The organism is Nocardia fodinahabitans (assembly GCF_052983615.1).
Map to the genome: position 1 here is coordinate 1,357,428 of NZ_JBRJJC010000001.1, position 25,928 is coordinate 1,383,355.

Below are 25,928 nucleotides of genomic sequence, written 5' to 3' on the forward strand. Positions count from 1 at the left end.
ATGCAGCGCACCATCTACTCCGAGGACCACGAGGCGTTCCGCGCGTCCGTCGCCGAGTTCGTCAAGCGCTCGATCGAGCCCAACGCCGAGCGCTTCGCCGAGGAGCGCGCGATCGACCGCGAAACCTGGCTGGCCGCCGGTGAACTCGGCTACCTCGGACTCGGTGTGCCGGAGGAGTTCGGCGGCAGCGACGCAGGCGACTACCGGTTCGCCGCGGTGCTCGGCGAGGAACTGGCCAAAGCCGGTGCGGCGCTGTCGTCCTCGTTCGGCATCCACTACGACGTGTGCGCGCCCTACCTGGTGGAACTGACCACCGACGAGCAGAAGCGGCGCTGGCTGCCCAAGTTCTGCACCGGCGAGATCGTCACCGCGATCGGCATGACCGAGCCCTCGGGCGGATCGGACCTGGCCGCGCTCAAGACCACCGCGGTGCGCGACGGCGACGACTGGATCATCAACGGCTCGAAGACGTTCATCACCAACGGTTTCAACGCCGACCTGGTCATCGTCGCCGCCCGCACCAGCCCGGAGAAGAAGGCCAAGGGCATCACCCTGTTCGTGGTCGAGAACGGCATGGAAGGCTTCACCCGCGGCCGCAAGCTCGACAAGGTCGGCCAGCCCGAATCCGACACCGCCGAACTGTTCTTCGACAACGTCCGGGTGCCCGACGCCAACCGGCTCGGCGAGACCGACCGCGGCTTCATCTCGATGATGGAACGGCTGCCGCAGGAACGCATCGGCGCCGCGATCTCCAATATCGCCCACGCCGCGGCGATCCTGGACGAGACGCTGGCCTACGCCAAGGAGCGCAAGGCGTTCGGGCAGCAGATCGGCAGCTTCCAGTACAACAAGTTCCTCTTCGCCGAGCTGGTCACCAAAGTCGAAGTGACGCAGGCGTTCGTCGATCAGGGCATCGCCGCGCACGCCGAGGGCCAGCTCTCCGCGGTCGACGCCGCGAAGGCGAAGTGGTGGTCGGCGCAGGTGCAGAACGAGGTGCTCGACGCCTGTGTGCAGCTGCACGGCGGCTACGGCTACATGCGGGAGTACCGGGTCGCGCGGGCCTGGATGGACGCCAGGGTCACCAAGATCTGGGCCGGCTCCAACGAGATCATGAAGGAACTCATCGGCCGCGACCTCGGCCTGTAGGGTCGGCGCCATGAGGTAGTGCGTCGCGCCCGGCGAAAAACCACCGGGCGCGACGCGACGCCGGTCAGTTCAGGATGATCGGCAACGCGGCCAGATCGTTCTGCGTGAGCACCGGCAGGTTGCCGAGTTCACTGTCGGGCACGGCCAGCCGCAGGTCCGGGAAGCGGGCGAACAGCGCGGGCAGCGCGATCGCGGCCTCGAGCCGCGACAGCGCGGCGCCGGGGCAGATATGCGGGCCGTAGCCGAAGGCGAGGTGGCGGTTGGCGGTCGGGCGGGTCACGTCGAACTCGTCGGCGGTCTCGCCGTGCACCGCGGTGTCGCGGCCGACGGCGCGGTAGGACATCACCACGCCCTCGCCCTTGGCGATCACGGTGTCGCCGACGGTGATGTCCTCGGTGGCGAAGCGCATCAGCAGGTGCGAGACCGGGCCGTCCCAGCGCAGCGACTCCTCGATGACCTGCTTCCAGTCCACGTCGCCCGCCAGGACTTTCGCCAGCTGCTCGGGCTCGTTGAGCAGCGCGCGCACGGTGTTGACGATCAGGCTGACGGTGGTCTCGTGGCCGGCGGCGACGAGGGCCTTGATATTGCCGATCGCCTCCTCCTCGGTGAGCGGATCGCCGCCCTCCGCGTCGGCGACGACGAACGCCGAGGTCAGATCGTCGCCAGGGTTCGCGATCTTCTGCCGCACCTGGTCGGTGAAGTACACGTCGAGATCGCCGATCACGCGCAGGCGCTCGTCCTGCGGGGTCATCACCGAGAAGAACTTCTTGTACCAGTCGAGAAGCTGCGCGTGGTCCTCGCGCGCGACGCCCATCAGGTCGCCGACCACGCGCATCGGCAGCGGGTAGGCGAAGACGGACTTGAGGTCGACCGGCGCGCCGTCGGCGCCCGCGGCGGCGAGGTCGTCGAGCAGTTCGAGGGTGAGCTGCTCGATCACCGGGCGCAGTTCCTCGAGCCGGCGCGGCGCCAGCGCCTGCGCGGTCTTGAGCCGCAGCCTGCGGTGCTCGGCGCCGTCGACGTTGAACATCGACCGGTCGACGTCCACCATGCCGATCAGCGGCCACTGGTTGGTCACCACGCCGTCGGTCCACAGCTTCCACGCGTGGATGTCCTTGACCAGGCGGCTGTCGGTGGTCAGCTGACGGGCGACCGCGTGGTCGGTGACGGTCCAGGCGGGCACACCGAGCAGGTCGATCCGGACGAGCGGACCTTCGGCGCGCAGTCGGGCGGTCTCTCCGTTGAGGTCACCGACCAGGGGGTCGATGGCAAAGGGGCACTGGGAACTCACGACGAACCTCCGACAGGTCTAACTGGTGTGAAACGAACGGGCAGTGCGGTCATGCCCCGCAGGAAAGCCGAAGGCCGCCGGGTGAGTTGCTCGGCGGGGACGGCCAGGTCGACATCGGGGAGCCGGTCGAGCAGCACCTCGATCCCGGTCCTGGCGATGATCTCGGCGATCTGCTGCGCCGGGAACGGGCAGCGGTATTCGCCGTAGCTGAACGCGAAGTGCGCGTTGTTGCCGGTCGGCACCGTGTCACCGTCGGTGAACGACTGGCGGATGTGCGGGTCGAGATTGGCTGCGGCCAGGCCGAGCAGCACCAGGTCGCCCGCCCGGATGGTCTGGTCGGCCAGGCGGGTGTCGCGCGCGGCCCACCGCCCGGCCAGGACCGAGGTCGGGGTCTCTTCCCAGAGCACCTCGTTCATGGCCTGGCCGACACTGCGCCTGCCGCCACCGAGCGCGGCCGCGAACCGGTCGTCGACGAGCATCAGCCGCACGGAGCTGCCCAGCCAGTCGGCCGTGGTGAGGTGCCCCGCGGCGGTGATCGCCATCAGGTCGTTGATGTACTCCTCATCGGTGAACGGCTCCGGATCGGCCAGCATCAGCGACACCAGATCGCCTGCGGGCCTCGCCCGCTTGGCCGCGACCAGCCGGGCCATGTGCTCACCGAAGCGGGCGTGCCCGGCCTGGGCGTCCGCGCCGCCGTCGGCGAGCAGTTTCATCGTCAGGGCGAGGTCGGCGGCGTCGTGGTCGGGCAGGCCGAGGATGCGGCCCAGCGCCAGCACCGGCAGCGGCTCGGCGAACTCGGCGACCAGGTCCGCGCTGCCGCGGCCGCAGAATCCGTCGACCAGGCGATCGGCGAGTTCCTCACAGGCCCGGCGCAATTCGAAGTGGTCGACCGCGTCGAGCGCGGGCTCCACCATCGCCAGGTGCCTGCGGTGCTCGGCGCCGGCGGTGAAGTAGATCGAGGGCATCGGCCTGCCGACCATCGGCAGCAGCGGCCAGTCCTCGGGCACCCGCCCCCACTGGTTCCACAGCGAGACGTCGCGCGGGAACAGCAGCGGATCGCTGGTCACCTGGTGCAATTCGCGATAGCCGATGACCAGCCAGGCCGGGAATCCGCCGGGCAGCTCGACCGCGACCACCGGACCGTGGTCGCGCCGCATCCGGCGGTAGACCTCGTGCGGTTCGATGTGGAACTCGGGGCCGCTCAACGGCACCGCGCCGGTGATCGGGCAGGCACCGGCGCCGGTGGGTGTGCTCATCAGACGGTCTCCCCCTGCGGGACAGCGGAATACAGGTGCTCGACCAGGGCGATCAGCACCTGCTTGCTCGATTCGCGCGAGCGCGCGTCACACATCAGCAGCGGCACCGCGGGATCGAGGTCGAGCGCGTCGCGCACCTCCTGCGGCTCGTGCGAGTCGCCGAAGTCGTTGCAGGCCACCACGAATGGGGTGCCCTGGTGTTCGAGCCGGTCGATCGCGTACCAGGAGTCGGAGATCCGGCGCTGGTCGACCAGCACGATCGCGCCGAGCGCGCCGGTGAACAGCCGGTCCCACAGGAACCAGAAGCGCTGCTGGCCCGGCGCGCCGAACAGATACAGCACGTGTTCGTCGTCGAGAGTGATCCGGCCGAAGTCGAAGGCCACCGTGGTGGTCGACTTGCCCGGGACGCCGGTGGCGTCATCGATCCCGGCGCCGATGTCGGTCATCGTCGCCTCGGTGTCGAGCGGCCTGATCTCGCTCACCGACCGCACCAGGGTCGTCTTGCCGACACCGAATCCGCCGATGACGACGATCTTCAGTCCGTGCTTGGCCGTACTGTGCAGCGGTGCCAGCGCCCGCTCGGGCACGGATTCAGAGCTTGCGAAGTCCAACGAGCACCTTCTCGAGGGTGGAGGCATCCAGCGTCATCGCCGCCGACAACGGTGGCCGAACGGTGATCTTCCCCGCGTGCAGCAGGTCGCCCAGCAGCACCGTGGCGACGCCGACGGGCAGCCGCAGTTCCGCGGCGATCTCCACGACCGCGGTCGGCGCCCGGCACATGTCCAGGATCGCGACCTGCTCGGAGGTCATTCCCGCCGAGGGCGCCGATTCGCTGACCACCAGGGTGACGAGGTCGAAGTCCTCGGTGGCCGGGGCCCGCCCGCCGGTCAGCGTGTAGAACCGGTCGGGATCCTCGTCGCGGACCGACCTGCTCAATTCGGCGCTCCGCGTCTGGGCTGGGCAGCCATATGCTCACCGAGCTGTTCGACCAGCTCGTGCATGGTGTGCCCGACCAGCCCCGCGTCGGCGTCCTCGGCGGCCACCACCGCTAAGTGCGCGCCGCGACCCGCCTCGACCACGAACAGGATGCCGCCGTAGAACTCGGTCATCGACTGGCGAACCCCGCCACGCCCGTCACCGAACTCGACGGAAGCCCCGTGCGACAGGCTCTGGAACCCGGCGGCGATCGCGGCCAGCTGATCGGCGCGGTCGACATCGAGTTCCGGTGTGTGGCAGATCTTCAGGCCGTCACCGGACAGCAGCAGCGCGTGGCGGGTGCGTGGGGTGCGGGCGAGCAGTTTCTCGAGCAACCAGCCGAGGTTCGTCGGGGCGGTGGTGGTCATCGGTCCTCCATGGGGTCGGGAGCAGTGGCGGCGCTGCCTGGGTGGTGGCCTGACTGATCCGCCCCGCGACCGGGCGCGGATCGCTGGAACGCGCCGAGCGCGGCCGGCTTGGCCGGTGTGGTGTCGGCGACGGGGGTGCCGGCCAGGCCGTCGGGATGGACTTTGGCCAGGGTGTCGCCCCTGCGTCGTTTGGGCAGTGCGGGTGAGGTGGACTCCGCGGGGGTCGCCGGTTCGGCCGGGGCCTGGCGGGCATGCTGGCCGAGGGTCTCGGCCCACCCCGCTTCGTCGGTGGTCCTGGTGTGCTGGGCACGCGGGGTGGGAGCGTCGAACTGGCCGAGGGCGGTCAGCTGGGGATCGGCGCGGCGGGGGGTCGGCGCGGCGAGCGGAGTGCGGCTGCGGCGTTCGGCGCGGGCGGTGAGCTCACGCGGGACGACCACGACGACCGCGGTGCCGCCGATCGCCGACGGCCGGTACGACACGGTGAGTTCGTGTTTGCGGGCCAGGTGGCCGACGACGGCCAGGCCGAGCCGAGTGCCCGAGAGCGAGGCCAGATCGGCGCCCTTGCCCTTGTGGTCGCGCCCGCTGACCGCGGCCTCGGCCCGGCGCAGTGCCGAATCGCTCATCACCAGGCCGCTGTCCTCGATCGTGATCACCACGCCCGCGGGCACTTCCGCGGCGTAGACGTGCACCTCGGTGGTGGGCGGGGAGAAGTTGCAGGCGTTGTCGAGCAGTTCGGCGAGGGTGTGCATCACGCCCTCGGCGGCGTGCCCGGCGATGCCGACATCGGCGACGGCGCGCAGCCGCACGCGCTGGTATCCGGCGACGCGGCCCATGGCGCCGCGCAGGATCGATTCCATCGCAATCGGTTTGGCCCACCGGCGACCGGTGCGGGCACCGCTGAGCACCGCGATGCTGTCGGCGAGCCTGCCGGTCTGCGCGGTGCGATGATCGATGTGGAGCAGGTCGGTGAGTACCCGCGGGTCGGCGTGGCGGTGTTCCATCTCGCGCAGTTCGGCCAGCATCGAGGTGGTCATGGCCTGGATGCGACCCGCGGCGCCGGCGAACGCGGCCAGCGCGGCCGCGCCACGACGGTCGTTCTCCTGCGCTTCCCAGGCGTAGTGGGTGGCGTGGTCCTCGGCGGTGGTGATCCGCTGGGTCGCCTCGGCGACGGCCGCGGCCAGCTGCTGTTCGGCCCGTTCGGCGGCGGCCGTGGCGGCCTGGGCTCTGGCGCGCTGACGGAGCGCGACGAACACTGCGGGGCAGGCGATCAGGGCGACGGCGAGTGCGGCGGCGAGCACCGGAATCCCGAGGGCGGGCGGGGTGAAGACGGCGACCACCGCGGCGATCGCGGCCAGTGCCGCCCCGGCACCGAGCACCACGTAACCAGCACTCCCCGTGGTCGCCCCGCGAGCGGTGCGCTCCCCCGGCGATCCAGCCGCCGACAGCGCCATCGGCCCGACTTCCGCAGTACTCACAGGCCCCCAACCACCAATCGGCATACCGAACACGCAGCACGACAGCCCGTTTCGAACAACGCAGGCGAGCATATCGAGCCCTCGCCCCGTCTGCCACTCGAGCGGCGAGGGTTCATCACGAGTTCGACTGCGATTCGTTACCGAATCGGGATGTCCCCCACCCTCCGACCTGCGGTCATGCCAGGATCGCGGCGCCGATCGTGGCGGCCGTCATGGCGTAGCCGGAATCGTTGGGATGCAGGTGATCACCGCTGTCGAGCGCCTCGGCGAGCCGGGCCGGGCCGGTGGGCGCGGCCATCGCCCGGTCGAGGTCGGCCACCGCGTCGAAGGCGCCGGGCGACCTGATCCAGCTGTTCACCTCGGACCGGAGGCGATCACCGTCGGCCGAGTAGTAGGGCGATCCGGCGAACGGCAGCAGCGTGGCGCCGACGACGCGGACCCCCGCCGCCCTGGCCGCGGCAACCAGCTCGCGATACCCCGCGACGAGCTGCTCCGCCGAAACCCGCGGGGACACCTGCCCGTCCGGGCCCATCGAGCCGGCCAGGCCGATGTCGTTGATGCCGATCAGCACCACGACCGTGCCGACACCGGGCTGATCGAGCACGTCCCGACGGAATCGGGTGAGCCCGCTGTCGCCGAGCACGGTCGAATCGGTGCGCAACCGATTGCCGCTGATCCCGGCGTTCAGCACCGGCCCCGGCCGTCCCGCGGCGGCGAGGTAGCGGGCGAGGTGGTCGGGTCGGCGGTGTGATCGCCTGTCGCGCGGTAGCTCGTCGCGGCCGCCTGGGCGTGCTGGGTGGCGGGGCCGGTGGGCGCGGCGAAGTACAGCGTCACCGTGAGCGCCTCGCCCGCCGCGATCGGTGTGGGCACGGCGTCGCTGGAAACCTCGGTCCCCGGCGCGATCTCGAACGACCCGGCCTCGGTGACCGTCAGCGGCCGCACCGTCTCCGGGTGCACGGCGGCACCGCCCGCGCTGCGCGCGACCGTCGCTCCCGCGACCGCCAGCGGTGCCGTGCCGTACCTGTTCGACAGCCGGACCCGCACCCGCGGGCCACCGTCGGTGAGCCGAACCACCTGGCGGACGGTCTGATCGGCGAACCCCGCCGCCGACCAGTTCGGCGTCACCGCGGTGGCCGGGTGCTGGGCGGCGGCCGCCCACGCACCCGACCAGTCCGGTGGGGCTGGTTCGGCGCCGCAGGCCACCAGGGCCGACAGCGTCAGTGCGGTGACGAGCAGCGACAGGCGCCGAGCGAGACCGGTCATCCGAGGGTCCAGGTCATCTCGAAGGCGGCCAGCGCGTCGAGGAATTCGGTCGGCTCGAACAGTTCGGCGGGAGCCTGCGCGCCCGGCTCACCCGCGCCGCCGGCGAGGCGGGTGGCGACCTCCACCGCGAGCTGGGCGCTGTTGCGGTAGGCGTCGGGTCCGCTGCCGATGCCGCGCAGGGTGCGCCCGTCGTGGTGGATGTCGACGACCATCGAGTACGCGGCGGGCGCCGACGGCGATTCCGGCGCGAGCGCCAGATGTTCCTCGGTGACGGTGCCGACGACCTCGAAGATCGACTTCGCGAGCACACCCTCCACCGAGCCCACCGTCGTGTGCCGCGGGATCGTCACCACCGAGGGCTGCGGGAACTTCAGCACGGCAATGGGTTCGGTGGCGTCCGGCAGCAGGAAGGTGTCGCGGCGCGGCTGGGGGCCGGTGTGGAATCCGCCGTCGGACCAGGACAGTCCGCCGCTGGTGAAGACGTCCAGATTCCGCAGCACCGTGCGCATGCTGCCGCGCGACCCCTCCCCGCCCGGTGCCGCCACATGGCTCAAGACGATCTCGTCGGCGCCGCCGAGACGCTGCGCGCCGAGGTGAGCGAGCAGGTCACCGAAGATGCCCGCCTCGGTGGTCGCGGTGGCGAGGGTGACGCCCGCCGCGGCGGCGAGGGGGCCGAATTCGGCGAACACCCGCTGGACGAAGAGCTGTTCGCCGGCGACGTCGACGTAGTGCGCGCCCGCCGCGATGGCGGCGCGCAGCACGCCCGCGCCGGTCCCGGTGTAGTCGGGCAGGGTACTGATCACCACGTCGATCCCGGTGAAGGCGGTGACGAGGGCGTCGTGGTCGTCCGCGGCGGCGACCCTGGCCTCGGCGCCGAGCTCGGCGAGCCGCTCGGCGGTGCGGCCGACCACCACGGTGTCGATACCGCGGCGGCGCAGCTCCGCCACCGCGAAACGGCCGACGTGTCCGGTGGCTCCGTAGACGGCGATCTTCATGTCGTGCTCCTTGTTCATCGGGATGATGAACTCAGCTTATGGGCACAATGCGAGACACAAAATCATCATGAATCTCGCCTGGATGTCCCATCGTCTCGCCGAGTATTGTTTCTGATATGGATCTACTCAGCGATGTGCTGGCCACCGCACGCACCGGCAGCCCCGCCTCCGGCCTGTTCGTGCGGCACGCGCCGTGGGGCCGGGCCTATCCGCGCATCGACGGCGCCGGATTCCATGTGGTGCTCCAGGGGTCGTGCTGGCTGACCCGGCCCGACGCGGACCCGATCGCGCTCGGCACCGGCGACGCGGTGTTCATGCCGCGCGGTGTCGCCCACGATCTGCTCGACCAGCTCGACAGCCGGATCACCGAGACGGCAGGTCCCGGCGACCGCCGATCCATCGACGGCCCCGGTGTTCCCGCGACGTTGCTGTGCGGCTCGTACCAGCTCGCCGCCGACCGCACCCATCCCCTGCTGACGGAACTGCCCGAGGTGGTCCACATTCCGGCCCACCTCGGCACGCATCCCGCGCTGCGCGCCGCGGTCGATCTGCTCGCCGCCGAACTCACCGAGGCCGGCCCCGGCGCCGACGCTGCGATTCCCCCACTCCTGGATCTGCTGCTGCTCTACCTCCTGCGGGCCCAGCTCGCGGACACCAGGGCCTCGTCGGGGTGGGCCGCCGCGGTCGCCGACGCCGATATCTCCCGGTCGCTGCGCGCCATCCACGACGATCCCGCGCACGGCTGGACCGTCGAATCCCTCGGCGCCCGAGCCGGTCTCAGCCGCGCCGCGTTCGCCCGCCGCTTCACCACCCTCGTCGGCGAACCGCCACTGACCTATCTCACCCGCTGGCGCATGCTGACCGCCGCCCGGCTCCTGCGCGACACCGACCACCCGTTGTCGACGGTGGCCCGGCACAGTGGCTACAGCTCCGAGTACGCCTTCGGCAAGGCGTTCAAGCGGGCGTTCGGCACGGCCCCCGGCCGCTATCGAACGACCGGAACGCAGGTCCTGGTCGCGGGCGCGGTCTGACCGTCAGGCCAGCACGGCGGTGGCCTCGACCTCGACGAGCAGATCGGGTTCACCCAGCGCGGCGACGCCGAGCAGGGTGATCGGCTTGACCGGGTCGACGCCGAGCTGCGCGGCGGCGCGGGCGACCCCCTCGCCCAGCAGCGGGTACTTGTCCGGACCCCAGTCCACGACATAGACGGTCAGCTTCGCGACATCGTCGAACGACCCACCGATCGCAGCGAGCGCGGTACCGATATTGAGATACGCCTGTTCGACCTGCGCCGCGAAATCACCGGTGCCGACGGGGTTTCCGTCGGCATCCCGGGCCACCTGCCCGGCCAGGAAGACCAGCCGCGATCCGGTCGCGATCGACAGCTGCCGATAGACCTCGGGCTTGGGCAGCCCCTCGGGATTCACCAGTTCCACAGCCATGCTCTCTCCCGCCTTCCGAGGGTCGACTGCCGATAACATAACACTGATATGTAATCTGGCACCATGGCACGGACGAGGAATCCCGCGGTGCGCGCGCTGCTCATCGATCGGGCGGCCCAGCTGCTGCGCGAACGGCAGCCGGTCACGCTGCGCGGGCTCGTCGCGGGCACGCCGGTCTCGACGATGGCCGTCTACACCCATTTCGACGGGATGAACGGGCTGTGGCGAGCGGTCCGGCAGGAGGGCTTCACCCGGCTGGCGGCGCGCCTGGCCGACGTGCCCGTCACCGACGATCCGGTGCGCGATCTGGCCGCGCTCGGCAGCGCCTATCTGGCCCACGCGATGGCGAATCCCGACCTCTACCGGGTGATGTTCGACGCCGGGTTCGCGCTCGAGGACGCCGCGGCCGCCGATGCCACCCTGGACCGCCTGGTGACGGCGGCCGCCACGGCCCGCGCTATCGGCCGCTTCCGCGCCGACGTGGACCCGCTGGAACTGGCTACGCAGAGCTGGACTTTCGGCCACGGGCTGGCCGGGCTGGTCACCACCGGCCCGCTGCCACCGGCCGCGCTCGGCAGCGGAATCCCGGTTCTCACCGCGTTGTTCGTGGCGGCGGGTGACGAATCAGAGCGCTGCGCGGAATCGGTGGCGGCGGGCTGGCGCGTCAATTGAGTGCGGCTACCGCCCTTTTCGCCGCTTCGGCGACCAAGGCGTTGGCCGGTTCGGCGTCCTGGTCCGGCTTGGTGGTGAGCACGGCGAGGACGAGCGGCGCGCGCCCCGGCGGCCACGCGATGGCGACGTCGAGCGCGGAACCGTAGGCCGGGGTGCCGGTCTTGTCGCCGACGATCCAGTCCGCGGGCAGCCCCGCCTTGATCCTCTTGCCGCCGGTGGCGCTGGCCTTCAGCCAGGTCGCGAGCTGGGCGCGCTCGGGTTCCGGCAGCGCGGTCCCGACGACGAGGGCGCGATAGTCGGCGGCCAGCGCGGCGGCCGTGGTGGTGTCGCGTTCGTCGCCGGGGATGGCGGTGTTGAGCTCGGGTTCCCAGCGATCCAGGCGCGACACCGGGTCTCCGAGAGTGCGCAGGAAGGCCGTGAAACCTTCGGGTCCGCCGAGCAAGCGGAGCAGCAGGTTGCCCGCGGTGTTGTCGGACTGGGTGATCGCGGCATCGCAGAGCGCGGCGACGGTCATGCCGGTGTCGATGTGCCGCTCGGTCTCCGGGGAGTTCACGACGATGTCGGCGGCGGGGTAGTGGATGACCTGGTCGAACCACCCGCTCGCGAGCGGGTGGGCTTGGAGCAGAGCGCCACAGGCCAGGCCCTTGAAGGTCGAGGCCATCGGGAAGCGCTCGTCCGCCCGGTAGGCGACGGTGTCGCCGGTGCCGGTGTCGACCACCGACAAGCCGAGGCGCGCACCATATTCCGTCTCCAGGGCGGCGAAAGAGAGTGCGGCCGCCGTGGTCGACGAGATGGCCGGGGTGGTGGCCTCGGAGGCGGTCGAACAGGCCGGGACGGCGACGGCGGTGAGCGCCAGCGCGGCGGCGGCGAGGCGCCTGCGGAGGATCGTTGTCACGAAGGAAGTCACCGCTGCACCCCATCACCGCCGCCACGGCACGGGCCAATACCCGACACGGTCGCGGGCGAGTCGCCATCGATATCAGTGCAGGTCGCCGGTGGCTGAACCATGCGAACGGTCGACCGCCCACGGCGGATCCGGGGTGCCCGCGCGCCGGGCGCTGGTTCAATGGCCGACATGGACCTGCTCCGTCACCTCCGGTTCTTCGTCGCGGTCGCGGACGAGGGCCATTTCGGGCGGGCGGCCGCCGCACTGGAGATGACGCAGCCGCCGCTGTCGCAGGGTTTGCGGCGGCTCGAACAGCATCTCGACCTCGAATTGATCCACCGCACCAGCCAGGGCGCGATGCTCACCGCCGCGGGCAGGCAGTTGCTGCCGCGAGCCCGGCTGCTCGTCGACGACGCCGATCGGCTGCTCGCGGAATCGGAGCGGATCGCCCAGCGCAGCGGCACCGTGCGGTTCGCGGCCACGACCGCGCTGCCGGACCGGCTGGTGGCAGCCTGCGTCACCGCGCTGCGGGTCCCGGGCGGCACCGTCTCGACCGCACTCGGCCCGACGGTCGATCTCACGGCCGAGGTGCGGGCCGGGGTGTGCGATGTCGCGGTGATCGAGCATCCGGCCCTGGTCGACGGCCTCGACGCCGGTCCGGTCGTGAAACTGCCCCGGTGGCTGGTGGTTCCGGCCGAGCATCGCACCACCACCGCCGAGCGCCCCACCTTCCCGATGCTCGCCGGACTCCAGTTCGCGCATCCCGCCCGCACCGCCAATCCGCCCGCCTTCGACACCGTGCTCGATCTGCTGCGCGAGCGCGGCCTCGACACCGGCACCCTCACCGCGCCCGACGACCGCGCGGTGCTGGCCGCCGTCGCCGCGGGCACGTGTTTCGGCCTCACCGCCACCCCGCCCACGCCGACGCCGGGCGTGGCCTGGCTGACGCTCGCACCGCAGTCGGTGGCCCTGCGGGTCAGGATCATTCGCCGTCCCGACGCCGCCGACCACGCCGACACCCTCGACCGGGTGCTCTACCGCGAGCGTTTGCGATGAGCGTGACCGACCGGATCCGCGCCGTGTTCGCCGACGCGGGCTGCACCGGGTGGCTGCATGCCCGCCGCTGCGACGACTCCCCCGCCGAACTGTCCGTCGGCGGTCGCGAACGGGTGGTCACCGCATCGGTGTACAAACTGCTGCTGTTCGTGGCGTTCTGCCGGCAGGTCGACGACGGGCGGCTCGACCCGGCCGCGCGGATCACCGTCGACCCCGCCGACTGCACGCCCGGCCCGACCGGCCTGGCGGCACTGCACGATCCGGTCACCCTGAGCCGCCGCGACCTCGCCACCTCGATGATGACGGTGTCCGACAACGCCGCCGCCGACGTGCTGCTCGGCGAACTCGGCCTGGCCGCGGTGACCGATCTCGTCGACACGCTCGGCCTCACCGAGACCCGCATCGTCGGCGGCACCGCCGATCAGCACCGCAGCCTGGTGCGCGACACCGACACCCACACCACCGCCGAGGCCTTCGCCGCGCTCGCCGACAACGACGAGGCCTGGACGGTGTCGGCCTACGACCCCGCCTACGCCAGCGCCACCACCCCCGAGGAGATGACCCGGTTCCTGCGCCTGCTCTGGCACGGCGACGTGTTGTCCACGGCGAGCACCGGATTCACGCGCTCCGTGATGAGCAGGCAGATCTGGCCGCACCGGATCGCGGCCGCCTTCCCGCATCGCGGCGTCGTCGTCGCGGGCAAGACCGGCACCATCGGCGTCATCCGCAATGAGGTCGCGGTCGTGGAGTTTCCCGGCGAAACCCCCGTCGCGGTAGCGGTTTTCACCCGCGCTGCCCGCGCCGACCCGACCCTTCCGGTCGTCGACGCCGCCATCGGCGAAGCCGCCCGCCTCGCCGTCACCGAACTCCGCCGTCCCCACTGACCCACCCCGTCACGGCCGGGTATGGCTAGCATCGTCGGTCGTGGGTGGAGAATCTTCCGGTTTCGGCCGGGTGCGGATGGTCGGGATCGTGGCGGGGGTCGTCGGAGTGGCGCTGGCGGTGGCGGCTCCGCTGCTGCCGGTGCGGCAGGAGCACGCGAGCCTGGAGTGGCCGCAGCCGCAGTCGATGCAGCTGAGCGCACCGCTGGTGGACTACGTGCCGCTGTCGCTGGAGCTCAGCGTGCCGTGCACGGCATTACGGGACATGACCGGGGCGACGGTGTTGTCGACGGTTCCGCCCCAGGCCCCGCGCGCGGGGTCGAAAGGGCTGGTGGCGCGGATCGAGGACCGGCCCGGAACCGGCCGGACCCTGGCAGTCGTCCTACGCGATCGACTGCTGCTGAGCGCGTCGCTGGCGGAGATCGCCGGTGGTGCGCCGCCCAACGGTGGACCGGAGTCGTCCATGACTCAACCGCCCGGTACCGAATCCCCCGGCAGCAGAACCACTTCCGGCACCACGCCCGACTCCGGCACCACGCCGACTGGGGGCGCCACTCCGCCCGCCGGCGCGCCGACTCCCGGCAATGCCATACCCGACGACGGTCGGCAGCCGCCAGGAACACCGCCCTCCGGCGCCACGCCTCCTCCCGGCGCACCACCACCGGGCCCCGGCGCACCGCCGTCGAACGCTCCGGCCGGATCTGCCCCCGCCGGGCCCGGTAGCGGCCCGCAGAACGGCGTGCCCGCCGGATCAGCACCCACCGGCCCGGCCGCCCCCACCGGCGCGCCCGCCGGGACGCCACCCGCGCCCAACGCACCGCAGAACGGGCAGGCGGCGGGATGCGGTGCGCTGACAGTCCTCTCGACGGCGACGGGAACGACCGCCGAACTCACCGGGCTGACCAAGGCCGACGGGTCGCCGATGCGGAACACGATCGCCGACGATGTGCGTCCGCAGCTGGTCGGGGTCTACACCGAGCTGGATCGGGGGCGGGCGGGGGACGCGCGCCTGCATGCCGAGATCGATGCGCGGTTCTCGTCGAGTCCGAGCGGCTGGAAGCTCGCGGCGATCATCGGGGCGGTGTTGTGCACGCTGCTCACGCTGATCTGCCTGCATCGCGGTGACATTCGGGACGGGCGGCGGGCACGGCGCGTCCTACCCGCCCGCTGGTGTCGCCTCACCGGCCTGGACGCGGCGGTCGCGGGCACGCTGGTGGTCTGGCATGTGATCGGCGCGAACAGTTCCGACGACGGCTACATCCTGACCATGGCGCGCGCCTCCAGGGAGGCCGGGTACACCGCCAACTACTACCGGTGGTTCCAGGTCGCCGAAGCACCGTTCGGCTGGCCCTACGAGGTGCTGGCACAGATGACCCGGATCAGCGACGCCGGACTGTGGATGCGCTTGCCCGCGCTGCTGGCCGGACTCGTGTGCTGGCTGGTGCTGAGCCGGGAAGTGCTGCCGCGCCTGGGTTCCCGCGTCGCCGCGAGCGCACCCGCCCGCTGGACCGCCGCCCTGGTGTTCCTGTCGCTGTGGCTGCCCTACAACAACGGCCTGCGCCCGGAACCGCTGATCGCGGTCGGCGCGCTGCTCACCTGGTGCTCGATGGAGCGGGCGATCGCCACCCGCAGGCTGCTGCCCGCCGCCGTGGCGGTGCTGATCGCGGCGTTCTCCCTCGCCGCCGGGCCGACCGGTCTCATCTGCCTGGCCGCCCTGCTCGCCGGTTCGCGGCCGGTACTGCGCACGATCATCGCGCGCGCCGCAGCGGGTTCGGGACCGGCGCTGCTGCGCTACGGCGCCGTGCTGGCGCCGATCGCGGCCGCGGGCACGCTCGTGCTCGTCGTCGTCTTCGCCGACCAGACCTTCGCGACGGTGCTGGAGGCCACCCGGGTCCGCCAGCTCGTCGGGCCCGACATGTCCTGGTTCGAGGAGCGCACCCGCTGGGATTCGCTGCTGTCGGTGAACCCCGACGGCTCGCTGGCCCGGCGCTTCGGCGTGCTGGCCATGCTGCTGTGCCTGGCCGTGGGCATCCTGGTGACCCTGCGCCGCGGCGGCCGCATCCCGTCGACCGCCCGCGGCCCGGTCACCCGCATCCTCACGGTGACCTTCCTGGCTCTGCTGCTGATGATGTTCACCCCCACCAAGTGGACCCACCACTTCGGCGTCTACGCCGGTCTCGCCGGCGCACTGGCCGCGATCACCGCTGTCGCCCTGAGCCGCACCGTCATTCGGGCGCGCTATCTCCGCGCGATGTTCGCGGCGGCGGTCCTGTTTCTGCTCGCCGTCTGCTTCACCGGTTCCAACGGCTACTGGTACGTCTCCGGCTACGGCGTCCCCTGGCCGGACCGCGCCCCGACCATCGGTGGCATCGAGGTCTCCACCCTCTTCCTTGCCGCCACCGCGCTGACCCTCCTGGTCGCCCTGTGGCAGTACTACCGGGCCGAGGACACCCTCGACAAGCCCACGACGACAAGACGATTCGGCTTCCCCCTGGTCGCACCGCTCTCCGTGGCCGCCGCAGCGATGGTGCTCTTCGACGTGGGATCGCTGGCCACAGCGGCTGTTTCGCAGTACCCCGCGTACTCGGTCGGCCTGTCGAACCTGCGCACCATGACCGGCGACCAGTGCGCCATGGCCGACGACATCCTGGTCGAAACCAACACGGCCGACTCCCTCCTCACCCCCTACACCGGCACCGTCGCCGACGGACTCGCCGCCGAGAACACCGGCTTCACCCCGAACGGCATCGGCAGCCTCGCCCCCGACCCTGGCCCCGGTCAATCCTCGGCGCCCCCTTCGGGTTCGGGCCCCGCCCCCGGTAGCCCGGGTCCCGGCGCGGCACCCGGCGGCGCAGGTCCCGGCGGCGGCGCGGGCCCAGGTGGCGGCACGAGCCCAGGTAGCGGCATGAGCCCGGGTGGTGCGGCGCCCGGCGGCGCAGCTCCAATCGCTCCCGGCGGAGGCTCGGGCCCCAACAACGCCGGCGAATCCGCCCAGAGCGTTCCCGGCGGCTCGCCCTCCGGTGGCACGGCCCCGAATGGTCCCGGCGGATCACCCCAGGGCGGACCCGGCAGCACACCCGGTGTCAACGGCAGTACCGTCGCCCTCCCCTTCGGCCTCGTCCCGGAACGCACTCCGGTCCTGGGCAGCTACTCCACCGGCGCACCCCAGCGCACCCAGCTGACCACCCAGTGGTACCGCCTGGATCTCGCTGCCGCCCAGCAGGATTCCGCGCATCGCGTGCTGATCCTGACCGTCGCAGGCCGCATCGAATCGGTGGCCCCCGATGGCAGCCCGCTGCCGGGCCAACGCCTGCGGGTCGAGTTCGCCCGCCGCGCGGACGACGGAACCGTCACGCCCACCGGTGAACTCACCCCGCCCACGGTCGGTGGCGCGCCGGGCTGGCGGAACCTGCCGATCGATCTGAACGAGATTCCCGCCGCAACCACGGCCGTCCGCCTGGTCGCCGCGGCGGGCGAACCCGATCCCCTGCAGTGGCTGGCGCTCACTCCCCCACGCCTGCCGAAACTCTCGACCCTGAACACCGTGGTGGGCACCAACGATCCGGTGCTCGGGGATTTCCATGTGGGACTGGCCTTCCCGTGCCAGCGTCCATTCGATCACCGCAGCGGTGTCGCGGAACTGCCGATCTGGCGGATCCAGCCGGACAAGCTCAACGCGCAGGTCTCCGAGACCTGGCAGGGCGATACCGGCGGCGGCCCGCTGGGCTGGACGGGCCTGCTCATGCAGTCGCGCACCCTGCCGGCCTACCTCGCCGAGGACTGGACCAGGGACTGGGGCGAACTCCAGCGCCTGACCCGCCTGGTCGCCGCACCACCGGCGGAGATCACCGTCCGCGTCGACAACGCGTGGGGCTGGAACACCGAAAGCCCGATCAGGACACGCTGACCCGGCACACATGAAACCGCCGTTGCCTCCATGGAGACAACGGCGGTTTCGCGCAGTGTAAAGACTACTTCGGCGGCTCGCCCGCGGGCGGCTGACCACCGGCCGGCGGCTGACCCGGCGCACCGGCCGGCGGTTCCCCACCGGCGGGCGGCGCACCGGCGGGCAGCGGCTTGCCGATATTGCGGGCCATGTCCGGCATCAACCGGATGGCGACCTGCTCCCAGGTGCCCCAGTTGTGGATGCCGATATCGGGGAAGTCATAGCTGACGTTCGTGTATCCCAGTGCGGTGATCCGCTTTTCGAACGAGCGGGTGTTGGCCAGCGCGATCGCCTCGAGCGGCATGCCCTGGGTGATCGCGTCGATCGAGGACAGGTCCTGATCGGCCGGTTTGGCGCTGCCCGCGGAGATGTAGAGGCGGGTGTTGTTGGCGATCAGCTTCTCGGCGAACCCGTAGGGGTCCATCCGCTTCCACTTCTCGCTGCCCGCGGGCGCCATTGCCTCGATGTTGTAGCCGCCGCTGGCGATCATCGCGCCCGCGAGCGCCTCCCGCATGCCCGGCATCGACATGTGCAGATAGCCCGACAACGACCCGGCATAGGTGAACTGCTCGGGGTGGTAGGCCGCCATCAACAGCGCCGCGCTGCCACCGCTGGACAGCCCGACCACGCCGTTGCGGCTGTTGCTGAAGCCCAGCCGCGACTTCAGCGCGTCCGGCAGCGTCTTGGTGATGAAGGTTTCCCACTGATAGGTGTTGGTCTTGCCCTGGGTGTCCTCCCAGCCGCCGATGGCCGAACCGGAGTCGGCGCTGGGCAGCAGGGAACCGTCGGGGTTGACACCGTTGAAGCTGCTCGGCTGGTCCCAGTCGGCGTAGAAGCTGGACTGGCCACCGACCGGCATCACCACATTGATGTTGAACTTCGCGATCTGGGCCGGGATGGAGGTGTGCTTCTCCCAGCCGTTCAGGTCGTCCTCGGCGCGTTCACCGTCGAGCAGGTAGACCACCCGGTCGGTGTTGCCGTCGGCCGCCCGCAGGATGCGGGTGTTGATGGTGCCCATCGAGGAGTCGACCGGGAAGTCGATCGCCGCCGGGTCGGCATCGGCCGCCGCCGGAGCGACCGCGGCCACCGACGCGCCGAACGGCAGCAACGCGGCCACCGCGGCACCCGCCAGGAGTCTGCTCGTGCGGTGCCGGCGCTCCGGCGCCCCTCCCACAGTTACGCCACGCATGATCGTGTTCGGACCTTTCCGTTGTGCGGCCGCGCCGCTCCCCACTCCACCCGGCCGCGGCGAGACAGCCTGCGGACGGATCCTGCCGGGCAGCATAGCGCGCCCCCGATCCGAGGGGCATATCGAAAACCGATGTGACGCAGTTCTCTTCGGCTCCCGCGCTCACCCGGCCGGGTCGATGCGGGAGACGCAGAATCCGTCGGTGCCGTGATCGAGGGTGAGATACACCTGCTTCGCCGCACCATCGGCGCTGGTCACCGGTGCGCTGACGGTGACGACCGAGCCGGTCGAGCCACGCACCGTGAGCGCCGTGTCGTCGAAGCGCCGCACCCCCGACAGCGCGGTGCCCGGCTGGGCACCGGCGCACAGCAGCGGGTAGTCGGGCTCCACGTCGGCGGGGTTCACCGGAGAGCCGACCACCCGGCTCAGATACCGCTCGGCGGTGTAGCGGGCCTGTTCGTCGGTGAGCCGCGTCGCCGCCCGGTCACTGACGATCGGGCAGCCGTAGCCCGATCGCAGCTCGCTCGGGCGCAGGCTCACCTTCAGCACGTCGTTCTGCCAGTACGGACCGAACTGGCCGAGGACGCCGGGACGGCGCACCGCGTCGGTGATCTGCTCCACGTCGCCGTACATGCGCGGGATCTCGGCGGGCGACTGGGTCCAGCACTTGCGGATCAACGCGGCCGTATCGCCGGCGCGGACGTCGTCGAGCCAGGGACGCAGCACCGTCGACGCGGTCGGACTGTCGGGAACCGCGCCGATCTGCGCCGCCTGCATGGGCCCCGGTGCGTTCGAATTGCCCGGCGAGACACGGTCTTTGGCAGTGAGAACGGCGATCGCGGCCAGTCCGGCGACAGCCGCGGCGGCACCGACGCCGACCAGGATCGACCGGGTCCGCGAGCGCGACTTCCCCGGCGGCGCGGGCAGTTCGGCAACGGGACGAAGCCGGTGAGCAGCTCGTAGAGGGTGCCGCCGAGCGCGTACACATCGGTGCGCACGTCGATCGGTTCGCCTTCGAGCTGCTCGGGCGCCGCGTAGGCCAGGGTGCCCAGCACCGAGCCCGCCGAGGTGAGGCTGGTCGTCTCGCCCATGCTGCGGGCGATCCCGAAGTCGGTGACCAGCACCTCGTCGGTGCCGTCGTCGGCGCGCGCGATCAGCAGATTCGCCGGTTTGATGTCGCGATGCAGCAGTCCCTGCCGATGCGCGTAGTCCAGGCCCTTGGCCGCCTCGGCGACGATCCGCACCGCGCGCTCGGGCGTGAGGACGGCCAGACCGTGGCGCAGCAGCCGCGCCGCGTCGAGACCGTCCACGAACTGCATGGCGATCCACAACCGGTCACCGTCGACGCCGCGGTCGAAGATCTGCACCACATTCGGATGTCGCAGCCGGGCCGCCAGATCCGCCTCGCGCTCGAAGCGGGCCCGGAAGGTCGGTTCCACCGCGAGCCGCGCGTCGAGCACCTTCAGCGCGTCGTGGCGCGGCAGCCGGGGATGTCGCGCCAGATAGACCGCACCCATGCCCCCGCCGCCGAGCCTGCGTTCGATGCGGTAGCCCGCAAGGCTCGCCCCTGGCCCGAACTCCATCACCAGGTCAGGCTATCGGCTGCGCCGCGGCGCTGTCCCCGGTCCGATTCGGTTGCGCCGGTTCAGCGGTGGTGAGCGGCGAAGAAGTCCCAGATCATCCGGGTCGCGTCGACTGTGCCCCGCTGGTCGGCTCCTGGCCACCGGTGCCCGGCGCCCGCCACGGTGACGAGCTCGACAGCACGCCCGTCCCGGCAGGTGGCGCCCAGGGTGGTCACCCGATCGCCGGTCGTGGCCACCGGTGCCGCGCAGTCGCCGACCGTCCGCCAGAACCCGTTCAGCTCCGGCACCGACGGCCCATCGATCCGGGCGACGCCACTGCCTGGCGCCCCGTCGTAACGGACGTTGTCGTCGGCGGTGCCGTGCACATGGATCACCGAGGTCGGCGCCGGCGAGGCGCAGTCGCCGAGCTGAGTGCCCGCGACCGGACCGATGGCGGCGGCGAGCATGGTGTGGCACGCCATCGCGTACGCCATCATGGCGCCGTTGCTCATGCCGGTGAGATAGATCCGCTCGTGGTCGATCGGCAGGTCGCGGGCGATCTCGTCGATCATCGCGGTCAGGAACCCCACGTCGTCGACGCCGGTCCGGCCGGGGGTGCCGCAGCAACCGCCGCCCGCGTTCCAGGCCCGGTCGACACCGTCGGGATAAGCGACGATGAACCCGGCCTCCTCGGCCATCGCGTCCCAGCCGTAGGAGCGTTGGGCCTGCGCACCGGAGCCGAGCCCGCCGTGCAGCATCACCACCAGCGGCGCGCGTTCGGGCATCGTGGTCGGCCGATACAGGCGGTAGCTCCGGGTGCTGCCGTCGTGCTCGAGGTCGTGTAGTGAAGTGCCGGCACCGACGGGCAGGGCGACCCCCCGATCATCCCGGAGCAGCATGATGCCCGTGACGAGCAGCAGCACCGTGACAGCCGCCGCGGCGAGTGTGGCAATCCGCATGGCACCAGTGAACCGGCCGGCGCGTCACCGGGCAACGGGGCGGCCCAGCCGGCGGCGCTAGGCTGGATGATCTATTCGTGGCCGCGACCGCACCCGGCGGCCCTGCGCAGGACGGGACCCCGTGAGACTCGCTGTACGCCTGATGTTGATGCTGCTGATTCCGGCGGTGCTGTTCGCCCTGCCCTGGTGGACGCTGGTCGCGGCGCCCACCGGCGGCACCGGCACGCTGTTCTGGATCGGCACCGCCGTGTCTGTCCTCGGGTACCTGTGCCTGCCCGCCGCGATGTTCCTCGGCCACGGACCGGCCCAGTCCGATCCGGCGGTGATCGTCGGCGACACCCTGCTCGGGGTGCTGTGGGTGATGTTCTCGTGGTCGGTGCTCGGTGTCTTCGTCCGCGGTGGTCTGGCCGTCGCCGGAGTGGAGGGTGCGCTCGCCGCGCGGATCGTGGCGCTCGGGGTGCTGGCGATCTCGATCGTGCTGATCGCCTGGGGCGTCTACGAGGCGCGCCGGGTGCCGCGGGTCCGCACCGTCGACGTCGCGATCCGCGGCCTGGCCGAGGGCCTGGACGGATTGCGCGTCGTGGTGGTCACCGACACCCACTACGCCGCGCTGGACCGGCAGCGCTGGTCGGAGCGGGTGGTCGACGTGGTCAATGCCCAGCGCCCCGATATCGCCTGCCACGCCGGTGATCTCGCGGACGGTTCGGTGGTGAAGCGCCGCGCCCAGGTCGACCCGCTGGCCCGCGTCGAAGCACCGCTCGGCCGCTACTACATCACCGGCAACCACGAGTATTTCGGTGACGCCCAGGGCTGGATCGACCACATGGCCTCGATCGGCTGGCAGCCGCTGCACAACGCGCACCGGACCGTCGACCGCGACGGTGGTCGCCTGGTCGTCGCCGGGATCGACGATCCCACCGGCGCCGGTCTGCCCGGCCACGGCCCCGACCTGCCCGCGGCACTGGCCGGCGCCGACCCCGCGCTGCCGGTGATGCTGCTGGCCCACCAGCCCAAGCAGATCACCGACAGCGCCGCGGCGGGCGTGGCGCTGCAGATCTCCGGGCACACCCACGGCGGGCAGATCTGGCCGTTCCACTACCTGGTGCGGCTGGACCAGCCGGTGGTCGCCGGGCTGAGCAGGCACGCGAACAACACCCAGCTCTACACCAGCCGCGGCACCGGTTTCTGGGGTCCGCAGCTGCGGGTGTTCGCGCCCAGCGAGATCACCGTGCTGGTGCTGCACCCGGAACGGGCCTAGCGGTGCGGCTGGGTCACTTCCTTCGGAAGCGGCCCGCTCATCACGACATTCGAGCCGTTCCAGGTGTAGTGGATCGCCACCGGACCGCCCTGCGGCGCGGCGAAGGGTTCGTCGCCCGCCAGCCACTTGTACTCGACCGTCACGGTGGTGTCGGTGTAGCCCACCACCGAGGTGAACGCGTACGCCTCGGAAGTGGCTGTGCCCAGCCACTTCCCGTCGTGGAAGAACAGCACGTGGATCGGCGCGCCCGCGGAGTTGCCGCCGACCGCGCGCACCCACAGCAGCTGGGCGCACTGGCCCGGTAGATCCGCCGACGCCTGCTGGGCGACCCAGCTGCCGTCGAGACGCGCCAGCGCGTTCTGCACGCCTGCCGAGTGGGGATCGATGCAGCGACCCGGGCCGCTGATGTCGTTGGCCGGTTGCGGTTTCGTGGTCGGCTGCGTCGTGCCGGGTGCCTCGGTCACGGCAGGCGCCTCGGTGACCGCGGGCGCCCCGGTACCGCCGGGAGCCACGGTCGCCTGCGGCTGCTCACCGGGAGTCTGCGGCGCGCTCGCCGCGACCGTGGTCGTCGACCGGCTCGTCGACGGCGAGGTGGGCGAACCGTTTTCCACGTTGCACCCGGCCACCGCCGCTGCGGCGATGGCGATCAGCGCACTCATCCGAACTGCGTTCTTCATGGTTCCTCGACTCCTGTCCGCCGCGCCGGTAGCGCGTTCTGCTGACTCCATCGGGACCCTGAACAGCCCTGTTAGGCGAAAATCGACGATCATCACCCTAGGGTGCGAAATCATCACCCTTGCTAAGGAAATCCCCTGCGGGGAAGGCGATCCGCGACACAGCCACTCGAGAAACCCTGCCGCACACACAGATCCGGCCGAGGGCACGCCCTCGGCCGGATCGTGGTCGATCAGACGATGTCGGTGGTCCCCGAGCAGGTCACGACCGGCACCGGCACGGGGCCGGTGTTGACGACCGACAGGTCGATCCGGACCGGACCGGTCCCGGTCGGCACATCGGTGAAGTACACCGTGCCGCCGGTGCCGAAGAACGAGGAGATGTTCGTGTGTCCGGTGAGCGACCCGGAAGCTCCCGTGGCCAGATTGGTCCAGGTGAGCGTGGGGTGGGTCTGATAGCCCCAGATACTGGCACCGGAATGCACGGTGAACGACGGCAGCCCGGACTGGTCGTACAGGTAGGAGACGATCACCTGATTGCTGTAGGGCACATCGACGATATTGGGGCTCAGCCCCAGGCAGTTGATGCCCACCAGGCTGCTCGGCAGCGCGTTCGCGCCCCCCGCACCCGCGACCATCGTTCCCGCCACCACCGCGACGCCCGCCGCGAGACCGGCGATCGTGGACCTCACTCGCATAGTCATACAGATCCTTCCACTCGTGTCGTGTCACCCCCGTATCCGACCGGGACGCCACATTGTTACTGAATGAAAGCATCCTCCGAGGTCCGACACGCGATATACCTAGGTCTGCTAGGTTATGACCTAGCGGTTCTAGGTATAGGAGTGCGATGCGAATCGACAAAGACCTGGTGGCGGCGTCGGCGACCCCACTGGTGCTCGGAATTCTCGCCGAGGGCGAGTCGTACGGGTACGCGATTCTCGAGCAGGTGAACGATCTGTCGCGGGGCCGCATGCAGTGGACCGACGGCATGCTCTACCCCCTGCTGCACCGCCTGGAACGACAGGGCCACGTGACCTCGACCTGGCGCACCGCCGACAGCGGACGACGGCGCAAGCACTACCTGATCACCGATTCGGGCCGGGCGGCACTGGCCGAGCGGCGCGCGCAGTGGGCGGTCGTCGCCGATGCGCTCGACCAGGTCTGGCGCGACGCCACGACACCGCCCAGGGTGGCGAAAGGATGGGCGTGATGGACGCCGAGACCCAGTTGCAGGCCCATATCGATCAGTGGCGCGGATACGTCCAGCGCCACCGCGCGATCTCGGTCGCCGACGTCGACGAGATGGAAGACCATCTGCGCGAACAGGTCTCGTCCCTCCAGGACGCGGGACTGGACGCCGACGAAGCGTTCCTGGTCGCGGTGAAGCGGATGGGCAGCCTGGACGCCCTGTCCCGCGAGTTCGCGCGCGAGCACTCCGAAAGACTGTGGAAGCAGCTGGTTCTGCTGCCCGCCGAGTCCGAAGAGACCGGGCGGCAAAGCAATCGGGAACTGGCCGTCGTCCTGGCGCTCGCGGTCGGCGCGGCCCTGGCGCTGAAGGCCGGCTTCGCCTGGCTGCCCGGATCGGCCGTCGGCGTGAACGCCGCCCTGCTCATCCTTCCCTTCCTCGCAGCGTATTTCGCGTGGAAGCGGCAGGTGACTGCGAGGGTCACCGCCGCGCTGGTGGTGCCGTTCGTACTCGTCGCCCTGGTACTGAACCGCTATCCCTTCGAGCCGGAGGGCGCGACCGAGGTGATCGCCGCGATCCACGCGCCGATCGCGCTGTGGTTCGTCATCGGCCTGGCCTATGCCGGCGGCGACTGGCGATCGGACCGGCGCCGCATGGATTTCATCCGGTTCACCGGCGAATGGTTCGTCTACCTCACCCTGCTGGCCCTGGGCGGTGGCGTTCTGATCGGGTTGACGGTCGGCGCGTTCGACACGCTGGACCTCGATATCGAACCGGTCATCGAGGACTGGGTCCTGCCGTTCGGCGTCGCCGGCGCGGTGATCGTGGCCGCCTGGCTGGTCGAGGCCAAGCAGAACGTCGTGGAGAACATCGCGCCCGTGCTCACCCGGGTGTTCACGCCGCTGACCATCCTCATGCTGCTGGCCCTGCTCGCCGCGTTCGCGACGACCCGCAGCGTGATCGATGTCGACCGCACCCTGCTGATCCTGATGGACCTCATCCTGGTGCTGGTCCTCGGCCTGCTGCTGTATTCGATCTCGGCACGCGACCCACTGGCCCCGCCCGGCTTCTTCGACCGGGTCCAGCTGGTCCTGGTGATCAGCGCGCTCGCCGTCGACGTGGTGATGCTGACCGCCATGCTCACCCGCATCGCGGAGTTCGGGTCCTCCCCGAACAAGGTCGTCGCGCTCGGCCTGAACGTCGTGCTGCTGGTGAACCTGGCGTGGTCGGTCCGGCTCGGCATCGGATTCCTGCGCGGCCGACAGGGATTCGCCGACCTGGAACGGTGGCAGACCCACTATCTGCCCGTGTACGGGATCTGGGCCGCCGCCGTGGTGGTCGCCGTTCCGCCCGCTTTCGACTTCGTCTGAGCCCGAACCCACGCGAGTAGACTCGGGGGATGCACGCGGCGCCGGCGTGCCCGGCGCCCGCGGTCCACGGGAGTGGCG

25 protein-coding genes are annotated in these 25,928 nt (G+C 71.0%); 9 read left to right on the plus strand and 16 right to left on the minus strand.

The features are described 5' to 3' along the window. Positions 1-1,146, plus strand: a complete 1,146-nt coding sequence (locus NV348_RS06445; protein WP_447146170.1) for an acyl-CoA dehydrogenase family protein — start codon at positions 1-3, stop codon at positions 1,144-1,146. A 64-nt stretch (positions 1,147-1,210) separates the two neighbouring features. Here NV348_RS06445 and NV348_RS06450 read toward each other — a convergent pair whose 3' ends face one another. The 8 genes from NV348_RS06450 to NV348_RS06485 form a co-directional block, all read right to left on the minus strand. After that, positions 1,211-2,434, minus strand: a complete 1,224-nt coding sequence (locus NV348_RS06450) for a cytochrome P450 family protein (RefSeq protein WP_447146171.1) — start codon at positions 2,432-2,434, stop codon at positions 1,211-1,213. Further along, positions 2,431-3,690 (minus strand): cytochrome P450, encoded by a 1,260-nt coding sequence (locus tag NV348_RS06455; RefSeq protein ID WP_447146172.1) that lies wholly within the window; start codon positions 3,688-3,690, stop codon positions 2,431-2,433. The genes NV348_RS06450 and NV348_RS06455 overlap by 4 nt, the downstream gene beginning before the upstream one ends. Beyond that, positions 3,690-4,301: a GTP-binding protein gene (locus NV348_RS06460; protein ID WP_447146173.1), complete on the minus strand. Its 612-nt coding sequence runs from the start codon at positions 4,299-4,301 to the stop codon at positions 3,690-3,692. Before NV348_RS06460 ends, NV348_RS06455 begins: the two co-directional genes overlap by 1 nt. Beyond that, complete coding sequence (locus NV348_RS06465) at positions 4,282-4,626, minus strand: DUF742 domain-containing protein (RefSeq protein ID WP_447146174.1); 345 nt, start codon at positions 4,624-4,626, stop codon at positions 4,282-4,284. Before NV348_RS06465 ends, NV348_RS06460 begins: the two co-directional genes overlap by 20 nt. Continuing rightward, positions 4,623-5,033 (minus strand): roadblock/LC7 domain-containing protein, encoded by a 411-nt coding sequence (locus NV348_RS06470; RefSeq protein WP_218716994.1) that lies wholly within the window; start codon positions 5,031-5,033, stop codon positions 4,623-4,625. Before NV348_RS06470 ends, NV348_RS06465 begins: the two co-directional genes overlap by 4 nt. Further along, positions 5,030-6,508 (minus strand): sensor histidine kinase, encoded by a 1,479-nt coding sequence (locus tag NV348_RS06475; RefSeq protein WP_447146175.1) that lies wholly within the window; start codon positions 6,506-6,508, stop codon positions 5,030-5,032. Before NV348_RS06475 ends, NV348_RS06470 begins: the two co-directional genes overlap by 4 nt. Positions 6,509-6,683: 175 nt before the next feature. After that, on the minus strand, positions 6,684-7,667 hold the full coding sequence (locus tag NV348_RS06480) for a GDSL-type esterase/lipase family protein (RefSeq protein WP_447146176.1): 984 nt from the start codon (positions 7,665-7,667) through the stop codon (positions 6,684-6,686). Between the two features lie 100 nt (positions 7,668-7,767). After that, positions 7,768-8,766, minus strand: a complete 999-nt coding sequence (locus tag NV348_RS06485) for a saccharopine dehydrogenase NADP-binding domain-containing protein (RefSeq protein WP_447146177.1) — start codon at positions 8,764-8,766, stop codon at positions 7,768-7,770. 116 nt (positions 8,767-8,882) lie between these two features. Between NV348_RS06485 and NV348_RS06490 the strand changes: the two genes are divergently transcribed. Further along, entirely contained in the window at positions 8,883-9,797 is a 915-nt protein-coding gene (locus NV348_RS06490) for an AraC family transcriptional regulator (protein ID WP_447146178.1), read from the plus strand. 3 nt (positions 9,798-9,800) lie between these two features. Here the strand turns inward: NV348_RS06490 and NV348_RS06495 are convergent, their stop codons facing one another. After that, complete coding sequence (locus NV348_RS06495; protein WP_447146179.1) at positions 9,801-10,208, minus strand: RidA family protein; 408 nt, start codon at positions 10,206-10,208, stop codon at positions 9,801-9,803. A gap of 63 nt (positions 10,209-10,271) precedes the next feature. On the opposite strand from NV348_RS06495, the gene NV348_RS06500 reads away from it, so the two are divergent. Beyond that, complete coding sequence (locus NV348_RS06500) at positions 10,272-10,880, plus strand: TetR/AcrR family transcriptional regulator (RefSeq protein WP_447146180.1); 609 nt, start codon at positions 10,272-10,274, stop codon at positions 10,878-10,880. Here the strand turns inward: NV348_RS06500 and bla are convergent. After that, the gene (gene bla, locus NV348_RS06505) at positions 10,873-11,775 is read right to left on the minus strand and encodes a class A beta-lactamase (RefSeq protein ID WP_447150956.1); all 903 of its coding nucleotides are present in this window, start codon (positions 11,773-11,775) and stop codon (positions 10,873-10,875) included. The genes NV348_RS06500 and bla overlap by 8 nt on opposite strands. Before the next feature lie 171 nt (positions 11,776-11,946). On the opposite strand from bla, the gene NV348_RS06510 reads away from it, so the two are divergent. The 3 genes from NV348_RS06510 to NV348_RS06520 are packed head-to-tail and all read left to right on the plus strand — an operon-like array spanning position 11,947 to position 17,610. Beyond that, the gene (locus NV348_RS06510) at positions 11,947-12,822 is read left to right on the plus strand and encodes a LysR family transcriptional regulator (RefSeq protein WP_447146181.1); all 876 of its coding nucleotides are present in this window, start codon (positions 11,947-11,949) and stop codon (positions 12,820-12,822) included. Continuing rightward, a complete protein-coding gene (locus NV348_RS06515; RefSeq protein ID WP_447146182.1) occupies positions 12,819-13,706 on the plus strand; it encodes a serine hydrolase in 888 nt (295 codons plus the stop codon). Before NV348_RS06510 ends, NV348_RS06515 begins: the two co-directional genes overlap by 4 nt. A gap of 40 nt (positions 13,707-13,746) precedes the next feature. Next, positions 13,747-17,610: an arabinosyltransferase domain-containing protein gene (locus tag NV348_RS06520; RefSeq protein WP_447146183.1), complete on the plus strand. Its 3,864-nt coding sequence runs from the start codon at positions 13,747-13,749 to the stop codon at positions 17,608-17,610. Between the two features lie 64 nt (positions 17,611-17,674). Here the strand turns inward: NV348_RS06520 and NV348_RS06525 are convergent, their stop codons facing one another. The 4 genes from NV348_RS06525 to NV348_RS06540 form a co-directional block, all read right to left on the minus strand. Further along, positions 17,675-18,838 carry an alpha/beta hydrolase gene (locus NV348_RS06525; protein ID WP_447146184.1) on the minus strand — a complete coding sequence of 388 codons (1,164 nt, stop codon included), beginning with the start codon at positions 18,836-18,838 and terminating at the stop codon, positions 17,675-17,677. Positions 18,839-19,000: 162 nt separating this feature from the next. Next, positions 19,001-19,564 carry a hypothetical protein gene (locus NV348_RS06530; RefSeq protein WP_447146185.1) on the minus strand — a complete coding sequence of 188 codons (564 nt, stop codon included), beginning with the start codon at positions 19,562-19,564 and terminating at the stop codon, positions 19,001-19,003. After that, the gene (locus NV348_RS06535) at positions 19,513-20,421 is read right to left on the minus strand and encodes a serine/threonine-protein kinase (protein ID WP_447150957.1); all 909 of its coding nucleotides are present in this window, start codon (positions 20,419-20,421) and stop codon (positions 19,513-19,515) included. The genes NV348_RS06530 and NV348_RS06535 overlap by 52 nt, the downstream gene beginning before the upstream one ends. A 62-nt stretch (positions 20,422-20,483) precedes the next feature. Next, the gene (locus NV348_RS06540) at positions 20,484-21,299 is read right to left on the minus strand and encodes an extracellular catalytic domain type 1 short-chain-length polyhydroxyalkanoate depolymerase (RefSeq protein ID WP_447150958.1); all 816 of its coding nucleotides are present in this window, start codon (positions 21,297-21,299) and stop codon (positions 20,484-20,486) included. Between the two features lie 202 nt (positions 21,300-21,501). On the opposite strand from NV348_RS06540, the gene NV348_RS06545 reads away from it, so the two are divergent. Beyond that, a complete protein-coding gene (locus NV348_RS06545) occupies positions 21,502-22,617 on the plus strand; it encodes a metallophosphoesterase (RefSeq protein WP_447150959.1) in 1,116 nt (371 codons plus the stop codon). Here the strand turns inward: NV348_RS06545 and NV348_RS06550 are convergent. Together NV348_RS06550 and NV348_RS06555 are read right to left on the minus strand one after the other, a co-directional pair. Continuing rightward, positions 22,614-23,294 carry an LppP/LprE family lipoprotein gene (locus tag NV348_RS06550; protein WP_447146186.1) on the minus strand — a complete coding sequence of 227 codons (681 nt, stop codon included), beginning with the start codon at positions 23,292-23,294 and terminating at the stop codon, positions 22,614-22,616. The two genes, NV348_RS06545 and NV348_RS06550, sit on opposite strands and share 4 nt — an antisense overlap. A 230-nt stretch (positions 23,295-23,524) precedes the next feature. Beyond that, entirely contained in the window at positions 23,525-23,995 is a 471-nt protein-coding gene (locus NV348_RS06555; protein ID WP_447146187.1) for a hypothetical protein, read from the minus strand. 146 nt (positions 23,996-24,141) lie between these two features. Here NV348_RS06555 and NV348_RS06560 point away from each other — a divergent pair, with 146 nt between their 5' ends. Both NV348_RS06560 and NV348_RS06565 read left to right on the plus strand, forming a co-directional pair. Then, positions 24,142-24,504: a PadR family transcriptional regulator gene (locus NV348_RS06560; RefSeq protein WP_447146188.1), complete on the plus strand. Its 363-nt coding sequence runs from the start codon at positions 24,142-24,144 to the stop codon at positions 24,502-24,504. Next, a complete protein-coding gene (locus NV348_RS06565; protein ID WP_447146189.1) occupies positions 24,495-25,850 on the plus strand; it encodes a permease prefix domain 1-containing protein in 1,356 nt (451 codons plus the stop codon). Before NV348_RS06560 ends, NV348_RS06565 begins: the two co-directional genes overlap by 10 nt. Positions 25,851-25,928 lie beyond the last annotated feature (78 nt).

Coding starts and splice junctions, on each gene's coding strand:
- NV348_RS06445 (WP_447146170.1), top strand. CDS start 1: ATGCAGCGCACCATCTACTCCGAGGACCACGAGGCGTTCCGCGCGTCC.
- NV348_RS06455 (WP_447146172.1), bottom strand. CDS start 3,690: ATGAGCACACCCACCGGCGCCGGTGCCTGCCCGATCACCGGCGCGGTG.
- NV348_RS06470 (WP_218716994.1), bottom strand. CDS start 5,033: ATGACCACCACCGCCCCGACGAACCTCGGCTGGTTGCTCGAGAAACTG.
- NV348_RS06485 (WP_447146177.1), bottom strand. CDS start 8,766: ATGAAGATCGCCGTCTACGGAGCCACCGGACACGTCGGCCGTTTCGCG.
- NV348_RS06490 (WP_447146178.1), top strand. CDS start 8,883: ATGGATCTACTCAGCGATGTGCTGGCCACCGCACGCACCGGCAGCCCC.
- NV348_RS06495 (WP_447146179.1), bottom strand. CDS start 10,208: ATGGCTGTGGAACTGGTGAATCCCGAGGGGCTGCCCAAGCCCGAGGTC.
- NV348_RS06500 (WP_447146180.1), top strand. CDS start 10,272: ATGGCACGGACGAGGAATCCCGCGGTGCGCGCGCTGCTCATCGATCGG.
- NV348_RS06510 (WP_447146181.1), top strand. CDS start 11,947: ATGGCCGACATGGACCTGCTCCGTCACCTCCGGTTCTTCGTCGCGGTC.
- NV348_RS06515 (WP_447146182.1), top strand. CDS start 12,819: ATGAGCGTGACCGACCGGATCCGCGCCGTGTTCGCCGACGCGGGCTGC.
- NV348_RS06525 (WP_447146184.1), bottom strand. CDS start 18,838: ATGCGTGGCGTAACTGTGGGAGGGGCGCCGGAGCGCCGGCACCGCACG.
- NV348_RS06535 (WP_447150957.1), bottom strand. CDS start 20,421: ATGGAGTTCGGGCCAGGGGCGAGCCTTGCGGGCTACCGCATCGAACGC.
- NV348_RS06540 (WP_447150958.1), bottom strand. CDS start 21,299: ATGCTGCTCCGGGATGATCGGGGGGTCGCCCTGCCCGTCGGTGCCGGC.
- NV348_RS06545 (WP_447150959.1), top strand. CDS start 21,502: ATGTTGATGCTGCTGATTCCGGCGGTGCTGTTCGCCCTGCCCTGGTGG.
- NV348_RS06550 (WP_447146186.1), bottom strand. CDS start 23,294: ATGAAGAACGCAGTTCGGATGAGTGCGCTGATCGCCATCGCCGCAGCG.
- NV348_RS06555 (WP_447146187.1), bottom strand. CDS start 23,995: ATGACTATGCGAGTGAGGTCCACGATCGCCGGTCTCGCGGCGGGCGTC.
- NV348_RS06560 (WP_447146188.1), top strand. CDS start 24,142: ATGCGAATCGACAAAGACCTGGTGGCGGCGTCGGCGACCCCACTGGTG.
- NV348_RS06565 (WP_447146189.1), top strand. CDS start 24,495: ATGGGCGTGATGGACGCCGAGACCCAGTTGCAGGCCCATATCGATCAG.